Source organism: Spongorhabdus nitratireducens (genome assembly GCA_947387575.1).
Classification (GTDB): domain Bacteria; phylum Pseudomonadota; class Gammaproteobacteria; order Pseudomonadales; family Endozoicomonadaceae; genus CANDOC01.
The window spans coordinates 233,870-252,285 of record CANDOC010000001.1 but is presented as its reverse complement, the minus strand read 5'-3'; the positions used below and the strand labels follow the sequence as shown (position 1 = coordinate 252,285).

At 47.8% G+C, this 18,416-nt stretch carries 4 protein-coding genes; all 4 read left to right on the top strand.

The window, feature by feature from the left end; translation table 11 throughout:
* Nucleotides 1–191: 191 nt before the first annotated feature.
* The 4 genes from ACYZZ0_RS01055 to ACYZZ0_RS01040 all read left to right on the top strand — a co-directional run bounded on the left by ACYZZ0_RS01055 (nucleotide 192) and on the right by ACYZZ0_RS01040 (nucleotide 18,050).
* Complete coding sequence (locus ACYZZ0_RS01055) at nucleotides 192–3,545, top strand: hypothetical protein (protein ID WP_461534713.1); 3,354 nt, start codon at nucleotides 192–194, stop codon at nucleotides 3,543–3,545.
* Nucleotides 3,545–9,412, top strand: a complete 5,868-nt coding sequence (locus ACYZZ0_RS01050; RefSeq protein WP_461534712.1) for a DEAD/DEAH box helicase — start codon at nucleotides 3,545–3,547, stop codon at nucleotides 9,410–9,412. Before ACYZZ0_RS01055 ends, ACYZZ0_RS01050 begins: the two co-directional genes overlap by 1 nt.
* A 143-nt stretch (nucleotides 9,413–9,555) precedes the next feature.
* Nucleotides 9,556–15,933, top strand: a complete 6,378-nt coding sequence (locus ACYZZ0_RS01045) for a DEAD/DEAH box helicase (RefSeq protein ID WP_461534711.1) — start codon at nucleotides 9,556–9,558, stop codon at nucleotides 15,931–15,933.
* Nucleotides 15,933–18,050: a UvrD-helicase domain-containing protein gene (locus tag ACYZZ0_RS01040; RefSeq protein ID WP_461534710.1), complete on the top strand. Its 2,118-nt coding sequence runs from the start codon at nucleotides 15,933–15,935 to the stop codon at nucleotides 18,048–18,050. Before ACYZZ0_RS01045 ends, ACYZZ0_RS01040 begins: the two co-directional genes overlap by 1 nt.
* Nucleotides 18,051–18,416 lie beyond the last annotated feature (366 nt).

The window sequence follows — 18,416 nt, the reverse complement described above, 5'->3', positions numbered from 1 at the left end:
TTACTGAGCTGTGCCATGGATAATAGTGGTTCATAGCGCAATAATTACTTTGTCCTGAGAATATTTGACCAAGTACCCAAGTTTGAAAATCACATATAATAATCAGATTAACCCTATAGAATCCTGCTTTCTGCTAATTGTCTTTCCTCCCTGCCCTATCCAGTCAATTCAAATAACCAGTGAAGTATAACGTGACCAGCTCATCTACAACGCCGGGAAACGGTGTCGATAAACTCCAGCAATATAACAGCGAAGTCCGACAGAAAATTCTTTCTGCTCAGGAACCATATCTCGGGTTGATTGATGATTTGATCAGTCCCGCAGCAGCGGACTTTCTCCGCACTGTACTGAACAAGGCCGGTGGCAGGTTCAGTACCATTGAACAGGGTCTGAAAAAATTTCCGGCTCTTTTTGCGGCTTACATGATAAAGGCCATCAGGGAAGATCACGGACAGGAAGACAATAAAGTTTACGGTTGCCTTAACCAGGCAATGGGACGCTCCAGAGATGCCCGTCAGCCTTCTTCTGAACGGGAAAAGATGTGGCATTCATTCCGTCGTGCCTGTAGCCGCTTGCAACTGCCGCTCTCTAACCGGACATTTGGCACCAATTATATGATTGATGCCTATCTGGAACAGGTGGGTGTACCAGACGCTTTTCTGGATCAGCTCTGGGAACGGATGGAGCGGTTCGCCCACCGCAACGGTCTGCCCGATGAGCATGATTTGGCTGCTCAGAAACTGTGGTACTCACAGTTTTGCGGTAGCCTCAACAGCCCGTTCCCGGTAAGAACCCGCAGGGCACTGGAAAACGACACCATGGGGTTTTACCTGACGCGGTTTTTGTCAGAAGTTGCTACGGATGAAACCCGCACCGGCAGAAGGAATTTTTCCGACTCTGTTTTGCCAGTGTTTCAGTATGACGGTGACTCGCTGCTGCTCAAACTTTCTTCGACAGATGACTATACCGTCTGGGAAGTGGATATTGACGGTGAAAAACAGAAGGTTGAAGTCGTTGACCGGTCTCGCACCCTGCCCGTTGATGATCTTGACTTCCGGCAGCTGACCATTCGTAAGGCAGGTACAGATTCTACAGAAATTACATACCGGCTCTGGCAGGACGAACGGGACAATCAGTTTGCTTTTTTCAATGCAGATAATCATACCTTTGTCAGCAGTCACAGCCTGCGCGAAGATGGCGTGGCACTTGATCCCGGTCGTTACATTATTCTCAGCCGTTTTGAAATTGATATTCCCGGACTACACACCCCGGAATGTTATGAAGAGGGTTTCTTCAGTGGTGAGCTTGAGCTGAATGCCGGTAGCAGTCTTGAAATTAAAAGAGGACCGGTAAGCTTCATTATCAAAGCTCACTCCCATGCAGTTATTGAATTTAACGGCAAGGCAGAAACTCCTTATGAAGGCCCGTCCTTCTTTTCTGCCAACACTCTTCAGGCGGCTGTAAAACTTCCTGAAGAGTGGGGGCTGGGCGAAGAAACCTATGAACTGGAATTCCGGGCACCAGAACTGGAGCAGCAATGGACAGTGCCACTGCAATTTCTGAAGCAACATCAGGTTAATGTTCCTTTGGGCTTTGTTACCGCCAGCTGGCCAGCCGGTGTAGACCGCATTGTTGCGACCCTTCGCCGAACAGGACAGAAAAGGCCACTGGCCCGTGCCAGTGCGCTGGTATGGACCGGGCTTGATCAGATGCGACAGGGCTTTAAGCCTGAATTCAGCAAAATACCGGACAGCCTGAAACCTGAAAACTGTGAAAATATCAGGATTGATGAAGACAGCGGGAAGCTGGTTATCCGTGACAAGAGCCTGCCGTTTTTCAAGCTGTACTTCAAATCTGCACGAAAACAGTATTCCTTTCGGTTCGCCTTGCCGGGTACCTATATTTACCTGGACGATCCTGCTACAGAGACACGACAGGAAAAATTAATCAGGCCGGGCTCCATGCTCTCTGCGACAATCAGCGACCGCAGAAAAATCAGAATTTATTCTACCGAGCCGGGCGCACTGTTTATCGGTGATCACCTGTTGCATGATAATTTTCAGAAAAGACCCTGGGTCAAATATCGTGTAGCTGCGCTGATTGATCATATTAACAGTGAGAACTCATGCCTCAGGTTTGTGAGCGAATATGCAGAACAGACACTGGTCGAACTGCTGTCCCCGCATCATATTTCAGGCTGGGAATGTCTGCCCTGTGATCAGGCACTGAATATTGAATTCAAAACCTACGCATCTGTTGATTCACTGGTTATCACTGCTACAGAGCTTTTCAGTGGTCGCCGACACCGCATAACCTTCGACACCAACACCGGGCTGTTACCCGCTGAGCCCGGTAAAACCGGCGGTATTCTGGTTGCAGACAATGCCGGAGTCCTGAACGCCCAGCAGTTGTCACTGCATCTTGAAAACCTTTCTGACGGTGCCTGGTTCTTCCAGGTCAGCGCACTGATCAATGGCCGCTGGGGTACGCTTTCTAACCAGCGGGCAGACCAGTATGCGTGCAGTGCCGTTATCTTCCGGGGAGAAATCAGTGATCTGAATATTCATCTTTCTGACTGGTCGCACCCGTTGATTCCGGTACCTGAAAAAAACCGGATACTGAAGCATACCAATGAGCTGCTGCGAAACTGCTATGCATTAGAGTGCTGGGAAGCCCTGTCATGGCTTAAAAGCCTCTGGCTACATTTGCTGGAAGATGCCGCTCTGATGGGTAATGATAACCTGCCATCAATTCTTCCGTTTACCGATACCCTGCCTGACGAAACCGCAGCAGAATCATGGGTGCCCATGCTGCATATCGGTGGCTACAAGCCTTATATCTATGCCCGTAATGCCATTGCCTATAACCGGATTGATACTGGTGACAGTATTAACCTGCGCTGCCTCCGGGCTATTTCTGATGTCAGCAGAAACCTGGCAGAGGCCATAAAGAGTGAATTGCTGTCGAATTCCCTAGTTACAGCTTTTACCAACACAGTGGCCGTTATTAATAACGGCCACCAGCCTCGCAATTTTTCTTTTCATACAATGAGCGCCATGCTTCCGATGACCTTTATAGACAGGCACTGGCAGCAACTGTTACGCGAAGGTAAAGAGCCTGCCTTTGGCGATCTGGCGGGTGGTTATCATCTGGCCTATGCACAGCACCAGTTACTGGAAAACCTCCGCCGCATTCAGTCCGGCAACGACAACCGGAGACGGGATCTGACTCGTATTGCCCTGCGTTCAAGAACCGGAACATCGGTTTTGCCCTGTCTGGTTCCACCGGAGTTCTTTTCAGATGAGCAGGAAAGGGAAATATTTGACGGTTTAACCAGAGTGGCATCGCATCTGGCTTATGCCTGCCGCCGCCATACAAGAACGGGAGAAGATCTCAACGAAACCGTTTTTGAGCTGATGAAATTGCTGCAGGATAACGCCTGTGACCAACCACAGATTCTCAGCTTTTTCCTTTCCGTTGCTGACTGTCTTTTTCACTACTACCTGCTGCTGTGGGAAATCTATTTCGAATCAAAGGATGTGTAATGTCTGAAGCAAATCCACTTGCACTGGCCAGGAATCTGGATAACACCCTGAAGCGCTATATTGCCACCGCAGTGCCAATACATTCCCGTTATCCGCAACTTAGACAGGCATTCTGGGACACTCTGCAGTCGGAGCAGCTGGTAAAAGGCCCTTATATCGAAACCGTACCGGATTTTGAAAAAGGCCGACCGCTACGTGACCTTATCCAGAGTAACGGTGGTTTTTTACACGAAGGTTTCTCTGATTTTGAACCACAGATCCTTGACCGTAAACTGCACTTGCATCAGGAAGTCGCTTTAACCAATGCCTGCCATGACGGGCAGAACCTTGTGGTTGCGACGGGTACCGGTTCAGGTAAGACAGAAACCTTTCTGTACCCGCTGGTTGATATGCTGCTGAAGGATGAAAACTTCGATCAGCCTGGTGTCAGAGCTATTCTGGTTTACCCGATGAACGCTCTGGCCAATGACCAGCTGTATTACCGTGTTGCGCCACTGCTGGGTAAAACACTCCGTAAATATGGAATTACTTTTGGCCGCTACACCGGTCAGACGCCGAAAGGAAAACGGCGAGATGAAGTTGTTTCAGAAATGCTTGAGAACAGCAAAATAGACGACGAGTTCGGTTTCGACGGCATTCCTGATAACTGGCTACTGACCCGGGAAGAAATGCTGGCAAACCCGCCCAAAGTTCTGGTTACAAACTATGCCATGCTGGAACATTTGTTACTGCTCCCTGCCAACAGGTCACTGTTCAGCCATACCGCTCTCAAAGCAATGGTGTTGGATGAAGTACACACCTATAACGGTGCCCAGGCCACAGAAGTTGCCATGTTGTTGCGGAAACTGAAAAACCGGTTAAAGATTGACTACCCGCTGCAGTTTTTTGCCACCAGCGCCAGCCTGGGTGACTCCCCTGAATCAGATCAGAAACTCAAGACATTTTCCGCCAGCCTGTTCGGTGAAAAAGAACCGGTGATTGTCAGGGGTAACCGTGAAGCTCACGCTGAAATTACCAGTGGCAAAGATGCCGGGTTTTCTTTGTCCGCTGATGAATGGATAAAAACAGGTCAGGCTATTTCATCGTTTCTGAATCAGTTTCCTGACAGTAAGGAACAAAGCTATTGGGACTTTTCAGATGCGCTGGAACAAGCAGATCTGTCTGCCGAGCCTTTTGAAGAAGCAGATAATGATAATGAACCTCTCTGTGAGAGTCTGTTCAGGGTTTTTGCGACAAACAGGGAAATTTCACTGGCTGCCGAGACACTGCAACAGGGTGTCACAGATTTTGTTGAACTGAGCCATACACTATTTCCTGAATCTTCAAAGGACCAGGCTGTTGCAGCACTGACCGGGCTGATCCAGATGGGTATGTATGCCCGTTCACCGGTAAACGGATTTCCACTGCTGCCCTGTCGTCATCATATTATGGCTGGTGCAATCGAAGAGTTGAGTATTCTGCCGTCAGACAGCCCGGAAGGTTATGCGGATATCAAACTGGCCAGACGGCACCAGAGCGAAAGCAATATCTACTACCCTCTACTGACCTGCAGACAGTGCGGACAGCCTTATTTTGAAGGCTATCATGATAACGGCAGTCTGGTTAACCATCATCCGGGCAAACGCGCTACCCGCAGGGTTTTCTGGCTTGGAAAGCCGCCATCAACCATCACTTATGATGAAGATGACGCACAGGAGGCAATCAGCCAAGCCAAAGTAAAGCCGGTCTATCTGAATACACATACAGGCCAGCTCGGTACCGGCAGTGATCAGGGCATTGAAATCTATGAGGTTTCGACAGTCGATGATTCTGAGGAACAGATTTCCTATCTGAAACGCTGTGCAGCCTGCCATGCAACAGCATCCGGTGCTCATGCTGAAATTATTACCCGCTTTTATCCGGGTAATGAATCATTATCCAGCGTTGTGACCCAGCGGGTCATTGAGGCTCTGCCCAAAAAGACCGGTCATGATGATGACAGACCGATGGCCGGAAGAAAGCTGCTGACATTTTCAGACAACAGACAGGATGCTGCTTTCTTTGCTCCTTATTTCGAGCGTACTGCAGGCGACCTAGCCCACAGGGCAGCAATTATTAAAGTGCTTGAGGAAGCCAGTAAACCACTTCCGTTCGACACTGTCGCAGAAAAAGTTCGTGCTATATGGAGTAAGGAAGACAGTTTTGCTTACCCGGATCGGGAAGGTTATGTCAGAACAGATTTCGACGCCGTCAGCAGTTTGTTGACCGGCAAGATTGTTGCCGAGTTCTGTACTCCACCGGGAAGACGCTTGTCTACCGAGGCTCTTGGCCTTGCTAAAGTTACTTACGATGAGCGAACAATTACCCGAGTCGTCGATAGACTTCATAATGCCTATAAGCATCTGGCAAGCCAGCAAGATATTTATCAGCTCACCCATTTATTTCTGGAAAACATTCGGCGCAACAAGGCAATTACTAATATCCCTTATGACCCCGACATTAAAGACGGCATTATCTGGGGAGAAAACTACAAAGGTAAACGTTCTTTCGAGCTGGAAAAAACAGATAGTAACAGTTCAGTTTTCGGCTGGTTAACGAAGGCAGAAAATCGCTTTAACCGCAGAACATGGTATCTGGTAAAACAGTTGAACTGGTCTCTGGATGACGCCAACAGTTTCCTGGCTGATTTGTGGGATCTTCTTTCCAGAAGTCGACTGATAACAGCATCAGGTTCTGGAAAAGCGCTTGATTCAAGATCTGTTTTATTAGTCGCAGCAAGTCCGCAAGATCAATTTGAATGTAAGGGCTGCGGCCTCAAACAGTTCCATGTAGTCAACCATCGCTGTACGGCTTTTGGCTGCACCGGAGAGGTAACACCCTGCACCCTCTCCGAAGAAGAAATACTGCGGAATCACTATATCTATTCTGCGACTAAGACCAGCCCTCTGGTTCCCCGTGCACGAGAACATACGGCCTCGCTATCAACCGACCTTCGGGAAAAGATTGAATCGGATTTTCATCAGAGCAAAGTTAACATCCTGAGCTGTACAACCACCATGGAAGTGGGTGTTGACCTGGGTGAGCTTGAAGCAGTCGTCAACCTGAATGTTCCCCCGGGTATTGCTAGCTATCAGCAGCGAACCGGTCGTGCAGGCCGTCGTGCTCAGGCTGCTCCGTTCTGCGTCACCATTGCCAGAAACTCATACTACGACAGGGTCGTTTTTAATGATTTTGCCGGATATCTGAGCAAGGCACCGGCAGACCCGATGGTTCATCTGGCAAATCCGACCATTTTCCAGCGCCATCAACTATCAATATTACTCTCTGATTTCCTGTCGGATAACATTCAGCTGGAAAAACTACGGGCTCCGGTGCTGGCAGATCTTTTCGATGAAGAGATGCCTGAAAATTATCATCTCGAATTTCGCAAAAAGGTTCAGGCCTGGCTTGAGGGGCCGTGTGGGCAGCAGGCTCTGGGAAATGCCCGCTATATGCTGAATCTTCTGCCTGATGAGGAATCTGCAGAACTGACAAAACAGGTCACCGATATTTCCCGGTTGTTTGTTGATGAACTCGAAAGATTCAGTGCCCAGATCAGTGACCGCTGGCTTCGTTACACAGACTACATGGAGAAAGCAAAAGCCAAACTAAATGATGGCGATAATAAAGCCTCAGGCGAATTTTCAAGATGGGATGGTCAACGTGAGGCCTTTATGGGCCAATATCTTGTTAACCAGCTTTCGCAAAAAGGGCTGATTCCAACATACAGCTTCCCTGTACACTCAATTTCTCTTGAAGTCACGAAAGAGCGGAAGAGCCACAAATATGAGCAGGTACAGTCTGAAATAGCTATGACCCGGGACGCCTCCATGGGAATTTCCGAGTATGCCCCCGGAGGCGAGGTTATAGCTAACGGCAAGATCTGGCGAAGTGCAGGTCTCAGTTATACCCCGCGGGACTTTATGCCTACAGAGTATGTCCTGGTCTGCCGTTCCTGTTCTCATGCGAATGTTGCTGATGATCCTGCAGACATCCCCAACGAATGTGAAAACTGCAGGCAGCCGGTTAAAGACAAAAGCATGCCTTTCATTAAGCCCAAAGGCTTTATCACGGCTCTGAAGGAATCAAAAGGCAAGGATCCGTCGTCCGTTCGCAAACGGCCAACAGCGGCAGATGAAGCCAAACTGATCGTGATCCCCAGGGAGGATGCCTATACCGAAACCGGACATGCACTGGTCAAAAAAGTTCTGATGCCCAGCCAGGCAGAAGATGAACTTGAAGGTCGCCTGTTTATTCTTAACCGGGGGCGGGCTCAGAAAGGTTACTACCGTTGTCCTTACTGCAATTATATGGAGCTTGTGGAAACCCCCAGACCTCCCAAAAACCACTCAAATCCGGAAACCAACCAACCTTGTAAGGGGCGGATATCATCCCCTGTCGCACTGGCTCATGAATTCTGGACCGATGTACTGATCTTCAAAATAGGTCAGAACATCGCAAGTACGGTTGACATGCCTGCTGATGACTCTGCTGATCATATTGGCAATGTTGCTGTAACCCTGTCTGAAGCATTTCGTCGTGCCATTATTGAAATGCTGGACATTCCACCGAGTGAGGTACGCTCTACTTACCGGATTGAACGAAACAGCCTCTCGGTAATTATTTATGATGGCGTACCGGGAGGTGCCGGTTATGTTCGCAAGGTTTGCGATCAGATCGCCTTTAATGATCTTTCAGAGCACGTGCTGAATTCACTGCAGTGCCCGAAAGAATGTTCCGATGCCTGCATCAGCTGTTTGTGTGACTATTCCAATCAACGTTTCTGGGATGCCTTTAACCGCCACGCAGCCATTGAGTATATGGAACAGCTGACAGCCGACACTGTTTTGCACCACCCGGTAGAAAAGCTGGGAGCGGTTGTTGACAGTACCGCCAGCGTCGCTTCATTGTCTGAAAGCTGGAGTAAATACAACGAGCTGCTGTTTGTGCTGCCGGGACTGGCTGAAGATAGCGATGATATTCTGCATGATATTAAGTGGCTGCTGGATTTGCTTAATCAGGGCAAAAAAGTCTCTCTGCTACTGACTGAACCGTTGCCGGATAAATTTAACAAAACTTCATCCGGGCTGCGCAGCCTGATGCATTATCTTATTGCTTACATCCGGGATGGCCAGCTTAATATCGCGTATTCTGAAGCTCTGAATAAACGTGATCCGGCTTTTGAACCGTTTGCAATCGGAAATCCCGAAAGCAATAGCACATTCTGGTTCACAATGTCTCCTTTCAAGGCTCTGAATGCACTTGCTGTCAATGACACTGTGCTATCGATGGGTGAAAGTGAATTTGTTCAGTCTGATTTTTATCAGTCTGAAGTAGCCAGCCATCGTTACGAAGCTGATTACTTCCTCAAGCGACAGCCGGTGCTGATCCACAAATTTTCTGTTGGTGAAACAAGGAAAACTCGCAGCATCTTCAGTGAGCTGGAGGGTAGCTATATTGAAAAGCTATATATTCGGGATCCTTATGCCGCAACAGACAACAGCATCCGTCCTCTTGAAAAGCTGATCAGCGAACTGACAGATATGGCGCAGACGATCAATGAATTAAGGGTAGACTGCCGCCTGATTGACAGGGACGATAACCACCAGACTTATGAGAGCAAGCTGAAAAGCCTGCTGGCACCTTATGCCAGTAAAGTGTATATCAATGTCTATCCTTTCCACAGGAAGAAAAGCTTCCATGACCGAAGAGTGGTAGCCACAGTTTTCGACGACAGCGGAGCAACTTCGAAGTACTTTTATGAACTTAGTGGTGGCGTGTCACATTTGATGAACAGCGAATGTGAAACAATGATCACCTGTTACAAACCCGATGAATACGGTGCATAAGATTCTTATGCCATAATCCCTGTGCAGGGTTCCCAAAAAAGGAGTTTTCCGGGGTTCCCTGCCCTGTCCCTTGCCCCTGTCTGGCGGCATAATGATCCTTAAGGATTTTATTTCCCTTCCGTGTTCAAGGAGCCCCTTCCCGTATGATACCCGGCCTTCTGGCGCAAGATATTGCCCGCTCACTCCGTGAGTTCATTGTCACCGGATTTGAAACCGATACCTGGCCTTTTGCAGGCAAGTTCGATGCCCTTGTAAATAAACACAACAATGGTGAAGCATTTATCAAAGGACCCTATGTTTCCATTGGGCTGCCCTTTCTGAAGAAAACCGACAGAAATGATCTTTTTGACGGTTTTAAAACCGAACACAGCCCGTTTGCCCATCAGCAGCAGGCATGGAGCAACCTGTCCAGTCTGGGAAAATACAAGAGCACCATTGTGGCAACAGGGACCGGCTCAGGTAAGACCGAGTGTTTTCTGTATCCGCTTCTGGATCACTGCCAGCGGCACCGGAAGCCGGGAATCAAGGCCATTGTCATTTATCCTATGAACGCCTTGGCAACTGATCAGGCAAAACGGTTTGCGTCAGTCATTCACAATACGCCGGAACTTAAGGGTAATATTCGGGCCGGATTGTTTATCGGGGGTGCTGAAGAAACAGACCAGAAGATTATGGGTCCTGAACAGGTAATCACCTGTAAAACGACACTACGCAAAAACCCGCCGGATATCCTCCTGACTAACTACAAAATGCTGGATTATCTTTTGATGCGCCCAAAAGACCAGCCTCTCTGGGAAAACAATGATCCTGACACCCTTCGCTATCTTGTGGTCGATGAACTCCATACTTTTGATGGTGCACAGGGTGCTGACCTTGGCATGCTTATCAGGCGACTCAAGGCTAGGCTGGATGTGCCGAAAAATCATCTGGTCTGTGCGGGAACCTCTGCGACTCTGGGTTCAGAAGATCAGATGGATGACCTTGCCCGGTTTGCCGGTGATATTTTTGATACGTCCTTTGACAAGCACAGCATTATTGGCGAAAGCCGGGAAGCCCATGGCAAATTTCTTGATGTCATGGACTTCTCTCTGCTACTAAATCCCGCATTTACTCCTGAAAAACTAAATCCTCGACACTATGATAACCCCGATGAATATCTTGACGCGCAGGCAAAGCTGTTCCTCGGAGATGAGCACGGACTGGATATTCGGTCTGTATCAGGACGGCAGGCTCTGGGCAAACGACTCAAGCAAAACCCTTATCTTCATAACCTGCTGCAATACCTGGACAAAAACGGAATATCTTCTCTGTCGAGTCTGATAACCGTTGTAAAGAGCCGTATACCGGCAAACCTTAAGCATCATGCCGCCGAAGTCCTGCTGTCTCTGCTCTCGCTTATGGCTCATGCCCGGGGCAGTAATTATGGCTCCGAGCCTTTTGTGACTATTCGTATTCAGCTCTGGGCAAGAGAACTGAGGCGTATCGTGGCCCGGCTTGGTGATGATTCATCCGGTACCCCGGTAAGCCTGCAGTATTCGGATGATATAAAGATCGGAAATGACGAAATTTATCTCCCACTGGTACAGTGTAATGAATGTCATTCCACAGCCTGGCTGGCCCGTCAGGAGGAAAACAGCTCCCATATTGAGCAGGATTTAAGAAGCATTTATAACGCTTTCTTCCAGCAGGATAAAAGTGTCAGGATTTATCTTCCCCTGCAGCAAGGGAAACAACATTTCACAGTGCAGGGTTATGAACGGTATATCTGTACCGGCTGTGGTCATTTACAACCGGAAAATGGAAAGTGTTTATCCTGTAATCAGGGTTCACTGGTTCATATATTTCAGCCGGATCTTAATAAAAATGTAAACAGAGGTGGTATTCCGCGCATCCAGAGCCAGCGCAACTGCCCGGTCTGTCAGGCCAGTAACAGCTTGCTGTTGTTCGGTGCCAGAGCAGCAAGTTTAAGTGCTGTAGCCATTCATCAGCTTTATGCCAGCCCGATTAATGATGATAAAAAACTGATTGCATTCTCGGACTCGGTACAGGATGCCGCTCACCGTGCCGGTTTTTTTGCTGCACGTACATGGCAAAATAATTTGCGAATGGCGCTGGCAAAAACTATCCACCGTCAGGATAAGCCTGTCCGATTTACTGATTTCGTACAAACCTTTCCCGGATTATGGCGTGAGAACCCTGATAACCCCGACAGCTTTTCTACCCGGGATTATATTACCCAGTTTATTGCACCTAACCTGCAGACTTCTGAAAGCTGGATTGAGCTTCGTGACAAGAATCAATTGAAAAATCCTGACCAGTTGCTCGACCTGATCAATAAGCGGCTGGGCTGGGAGTTTTGTCTGGAGTTTGGTTTAAGGTCGACAATCGGGCGCTCATTACAAAGAACCGGAGTGGCCACTCTGGGTTGGGATCCTGAACTGATAACCAATGCTGCATTAACACTGAAAGCTGATGCATATGAACAGCTGGGCATTGATATTGAAACCCGTCAGGCTGCTTTTATGCTGTGGGGAATAGCCATCAGAATGAAGCGGCAGGGGGCGATAGCTATGCCTCTGGTTCAGCCATATATAGAAAGCGGTGGTAACTGGTACAGACTGTCACACATACAGCTTCCGTTCATGCCGGTTATCGGCAGCCACTTTACACTGCCACGATTTCCGGCAGAAGCAGCTGAGTCTAATCTGGATCCGTTGCAACCCAAAAACTCTCAGGGGTGGTATAACCGTTGGGCAACGCTGTTTCTTGACCCTGACAAACTGGTTGATTCCGGTGCTGTGAAAAAACTAAGCCAACTCGCACTTGAGGCACTGACAGAAGGAGGCCTGACTTTAAAGCTTGAAACCCAGAAAGGAAACACTGCCTGGGGACTCAATCCGGAGCAGCTGTATATTTATCGTGATCTCATCAGCCTCCGGTTATCCCGTCAGGGGTCAGAAAATGATGAAGGGCAAAATCAGTGCGAGGGTTCATGGGTAGCTCCTGATGTATGGCTGCCTCATATTCATGGAATGCCCGATATTGATATCAAGGGAGCAGACGGGCGACAGTTACCTGTATTTACCGAGGATCTTAGCCCCAAACACTCTTTTTACCGGGACTATTACCTTAGTGGCCAGATTCATCGGGTACAGGCCCATGAACATACATCTTTGCTTGAACGCGAATTCAGGGAAAGTCTGGAAACACGTTTTATTAATAGTCAGCATACCTGGGACACTAATCTACTGTCGGCAACACCCACACTTGAAATGGGTATCGATATTGGCGATCTGTCTTCGGTACTCCTGTGTTCGGTTCCTCCAACTCAGGCAAATTATTTACAACGAGCCGGACGTGGCGGGCGTAAAGATGGTAATTCATTTGTACTGACGCTTGCCAACGGGCATCCACATGATCTGTTCTTTTATGCCAACCCACTCAATATGATTGCCGGCAATGTAGAAGCACCGGCGATATTTCTGAATGCAAGCATGGTGCTGCGCCGCCAGCTTCTTGCATTCTGTTTTGACCAGTGGGGCACCCATCAAGGCGGTCTGCAGGAAATTCCCGGTTCTATGCAGGCTGTTATGGATGCTGTACAGCACAGCAGAACCGGAAAATTCCCATATACTCTGCTGGATTTTATCAGCAGGAATCGTGACATTCTCTGGGACAGGTTTGAGCAACTGCTGGATAAAAAAGTATCGAAAAACTGCCGTGAACGCCTGCAGGCAATTATGCTGGGCACATCAAACGATGATGAGCCGCTTGATATCTATTTTTTAACCGCTGTCAAAAGAATTGTTGATCTCAGGCACAACCTGAATGAGCACCAGAAGTCTCTAAAAGCTGAGTTAAAAAAGCTGGAAAAGATGCCGAAAGATGAATCCGTTTCAGCCCAGATCAGGGAGGTAGGCAATGAGTTTGAAGGAATCAAGCGACTAAAAAGTGAGCTGAACAGAAAAGAGACCTTCAACTTTTTTACTGACGAGGGTTTATTGCCGAACTACGCCTTCCCGGAAGAAGGTACCACACTACATTCAGTTATATACCGCAAGCTTTCAACTCCACGACAGAATGATGACGGCTCTGTGACAACCTTTGAGTCACGCAGCTATGAATATACCCGCCCGGCTCAGGCAGCACTTTCCGAGCTGGCACCGGAGAGTGTCTTTTATGCCAGTAACAAGAAGGTACAGATACAGCGGATAGAAATGGCAAAGGGAAAGAACCTTCAGTACTGGAGACTCTGTCCAAACTGCAGCTACAGTGAAGAAATTACCGGACCGGAGCAGCCCGCCTGTCCACGCTGTGAAGATTCTATGTGGGCCGATTCTGCGCAGAAACGGGAAATGGTGAGACTGCAACAGGTCTATGCCAATACCTCTGAGGAAGATGCCCAGATCGGGGATGAGTCAGATACCCGGGAACCCGTTTTCTTCAATCGCCAGATGCTGATTGATTTTGAACCTGAAGCTGTACTTCTGGCTCACGCTCTGGACAGTGACAATATATCCTTTGGTTTTGAATTTATTCGTAAGGCAACATTCCGGGAAATTAACTTTGGCAAGCAGGGTGCTGCGGACCAGGTGTTTTATGTTGCCGGCCAGGAAATGCCAAGACCCGGGTTCAGGATTTGCAGGGAGTGCGGAACGGTACAGCACCATAAAAACAAACCGGAGCACCTATTTAAGTGCCAGTACCGAAATACCGAGGGACAGGAAGGCATTATTGACTGCCTTTATCTCTACAGGGAATACAACTCTGAAGCAATCCGTATTCTGATGCCTCACCTGCTGTCCAGACCCCGGGATGAGCAAACCGAATCTTTTGTTGCCGCTCTGCAGCTTGGCCTCAAAAAACGGTTTGGAGGCAAGGTTGATCACATCCATATCACGTTAAGTGATGAACCCATACCCGGTTCTGCAGAACGTGCCAGTTACCTTGTGCTGTATGATTCCGTTCCCGGTGGCACCGGTTATCTGCATGAATTACTGGCAACACCGGAAAACCTTCTGGAGGTTCTGCAACTGGCACTGCAAACTCTGGACAGTTGTTCCTGTCAGGAACAGCCGGAAATGGATGGCTGCTATAACTGTCTGTATGCCTACAAAAACAGTTACGGCATGGAACGGACCTCACGCAAAACAGCAATTGAGTTACTCAATTTCGTTCTGTCAAATAACCCGGTTCTGAAAGAGGTCAACAACCTGGGAAGCATCAAGAAAGACCCTTGGGCTGACAGTGAGCTCGAAGCCTGCTTCCCTGATGCCATCCAGATGCTCAATAACCATCCGTCGATAGAGCATGCCAGAGTCAGGATCAGTAAAGATATTATCAATGGTAAAGTCGGCTTCAGGCTAGAGGTGGGGGATTTCAATTATTCAGTTGAAATCCACCCACAGTTGAATGAGAAGCATGGTGTTGCTTACCCCTGCGAGCCGGACTTCATGATTTACCCGGATAAGTCCAGCAGCGGCCATTTACCTGTTGCAGTATTTCTAGATGGCTGGAAGTATCACAAGGATATTATTCAGGAAGACCTGCTGAAACGTCAGGGGCTTACTCTTTCAGGCAAGTACCATTGCTGGAGCCTGACCTGGCATGATGTTCAGCAGGTATTTGCCGGAACAGAAACCAAAATACCTAATCCACTGACTGAACATACCGAAAATAGCCCGTCGGGTCCGATACAACAGATTGCACAGGCACAGGGCCTGACTAACCTTCAACAACTTGCCAGCCTTAAACCTCTGGCTCAGTTGCTTAATTACCTGAAGCAACCTGATTTCACAAAATGGCAGAAATTTGCCGCACTGCGTGTGCTTAGCTGGTTTGACGCGAGATCAATGCAACATCCGGATGGTATAGCCAGATTCAGAACGCTTTCTGGTGTATGGCCATCCCAGTTCACCGAGTGCTGGCAGGATGTTGGTTTCAGGTTAACGTCATTCACCAATTTCAGTGAATGCAGTGATTCATTGCAACTTTGTGCCGCCGCAGACTTGGCAGTTGTTAGAGACCTTGATATTAAACAGCTTGCGGTTACAACGATCTACAACGCACCGGACACTGACAATCAGGATGCATTTTCAGCATGGCAACGATTATTACAATTACTTAATCTTTTACAATTCTTGCCATTCAGCTTCATCTCCACTCAACAGGGAATTGACAGTGGGAAGTATTCGGAGCTGGCTTGGGGAGAAACGCCGGCAGAATCTGTTCATACTTCAGGCTGGGATGATGTGGCATCTATTGCCGATGAAGAAGCCCTTCCGTTCATCCATGAAATATCAAAACATGCAATAGAAAAGCCTGCTGTATCTTATGAGCACCTTAACGATAAGGGCAAAGTTGTGGCTGAAGCCGAGCTGGCATGGCCATCAAGAACAACCGTTCTCTTGCTTGACTACCAGTTGGATGAAAACAAGGACTATTTCGATAAAATAGGCTGGAATGTGATTACAATCGATACCGAAATGGATGATCTTATTGAGATGGTGGGTATTCAGTAATGGAAAATACTAAAGTTGCTTTTTCCGATGTGTTTTTTTCAGCACTAACGAATCTGCCACCGAATATTCAGGCCAAAGTAAACCAGCTGGTTTTGAAATTTCAGAGCAACCCGAGGTCAACCGGGCTTAACTATGAAAAGCTTAATGCTCTTAAAGACAAGCGGATGCGATCATTGCGCGTGGACAATACATACCGTGCAATTGTGTCGGCTCCCAAAGAAGGTAATGTTTTCCTTTTTCTCTGGGTGGATCACCATGACAAAGCCTATGACTGGGCATCCAGACACAAGTGTGAGGTGAACCCGAATACCGGAACATTACAGCTTTATGCGGCAAGTATTGAGGATCAGATTTCACCCCCAGCCAGTTCGGTTGCAGCTACAGTGGGTAAGTTTGACGATCTGAAGGATCGCCAACTGCTTAAACTTGGAGTACCGGAGGAACAGATACCGCTCGTCCGGCAAATACAGGAAGATCAGGCAGAAGAACAGCTTGAAAAGATTCAGCTGTTGCTTCCGGAGGAAGCTTATGAAGGACTTTACCTCATCATGGCTGGTGAGCTTTATGGGGATATTCTGCTTGAACGTGAGACTGAAGAAAATAAAACCTATGACACAGATAATTTCTCTGAAGCTCTTAGCCGGATTCAGTCCCAGTCGCGTTTTGTAGTTCCGAATTCAGATAAAGAACTGACCGAAATGCTTAACGCACCCAAAGAAAAATGGCGTGTATTTCTCCACTCATCTCAGCGGAAAATCGCTTTTGGTGAGAAAAATGGTGCCGTTCGGGTTCTTGGCGGAGCGGGTACCGGCAAGACCGTTGTTGCCATGCACCGGGCCAAATGGCTTGCTCAGCAACTACAGGAAACTGACCAGCACATCCTGTTCACAACGTTTACCAGAAATCTGGCCGTCGATATTCAGGAAAACCTGAACAATATCTGTACCGAGGATGAGCTGGATAAAATAGAAGTCGTTAACCTTGACCGCTGGGTTCAGGGCTTTTTAAGAAAACAATCCTACGACTACCAGATCGTGTTTGATACCAGCCGTATGGAGCAATACTGGCGCGTTGCATTATCTGAAAAGCCTGCCGACATTGATTTTCCGGATAGTTTTTATACTGAAGAGTGGCAGCAGGTTATTCAGCCTCAGGGTGTCACATCACTGGCAGAATATAAACGAGCTTCTCGTATCGGGCGCGGAACCAGGCTTAACCGTGAACAACGGGTTAAAATCTGGCCGGTGTTCGAAGAATACCGCCATCAGCTTAACAGGAATCGTCAGAAAGAGACCGACGATGCTTACCGTGATGCAACCCAGCTACTTCTGAACCAACGGGTTAAGCTCCCCTACTCTTCAATTGTTGTTGACGAGGCCCAGGATATGGGTACACAGGCGTTTAACCTGCTGCGCGCAATCGTACCTGAAGGCAAAAATGATTTGTTTATTGTCGGTGATGCTCACCAGCGCATTTATGGACGTAATCGGGTTGTTCTGGGTCGATGCGGTATTAATATTCGTGGCCGGTCCCGAAAGCTGAAGATTAACTACCGAACCACAGATGAAATCCGTAAATGGGCAACGGCACTGCTTGATGGCAGGGATATTGACGACCTTGATGGTGGTTCAGACGACAACAAGTTGTATAAATCTCTCACCCATGGAGCTACTCCGGTTGTTGAGTTATTTGAGACATCGGATGACCAGGCTAAATTTATAAAGCAGTTACTGGATCAGTCAGAGCATACAAAAAGCAACACATGTATTGTCGCCAGAACAAATCGCGAAGTTAACGACATTCAGAAAAAGCTTGAAACACTGGGGGTGGCTACTCTTATTATCAAGCCGAACGAACCTGAACGAGAGCAGTCAGATACAGTCAAGCTGGCCACCGTTCACCGGGTTAAAGGGCTTGAGTTTGATCAACTTATTATTGCCTCAGTCAACGACGGCTTGATGCCTTTGTCTTTTGCTATGTCAAACAAGGGTGATGACATTTCCAGAACTGACGCAGAAACGGAAGAGCGTTCACTGGTATATGTTGCTATTACCAGAGCCCGCAAAGCTGCTTATGTACTGAGTTATGGCTCACAGAGTAGTTTTATTATTCGCTGATACTTTCAATTAATGGAAATGATCTGACAGTTAATCATCAAGGCGGGTGATAACTGTCAGCCCCCCTGGGCACGAGATCAGTAAGCATTAAGATGCAATGGCAGAATAAAATCCTGAGGAAGTGGCGGTTATAAACCTGTTATGAACCTGTTATGAACCTGTTATGAACCTGTCACGAACCTGTCACGAACCTGTCACGAACCTGTCACAGATAATCAAAAGACGGACTAATTTGTAATTTTTTTAGCAATCATCCTTGACAAACAGACGTAACCATATAAACCTTATAATATTGTAATACTATAATATTAAAATATTATAATAGGTTTTTTGGCTTAATTTAAGAAGTTTGGAAGTCAGTTTTTT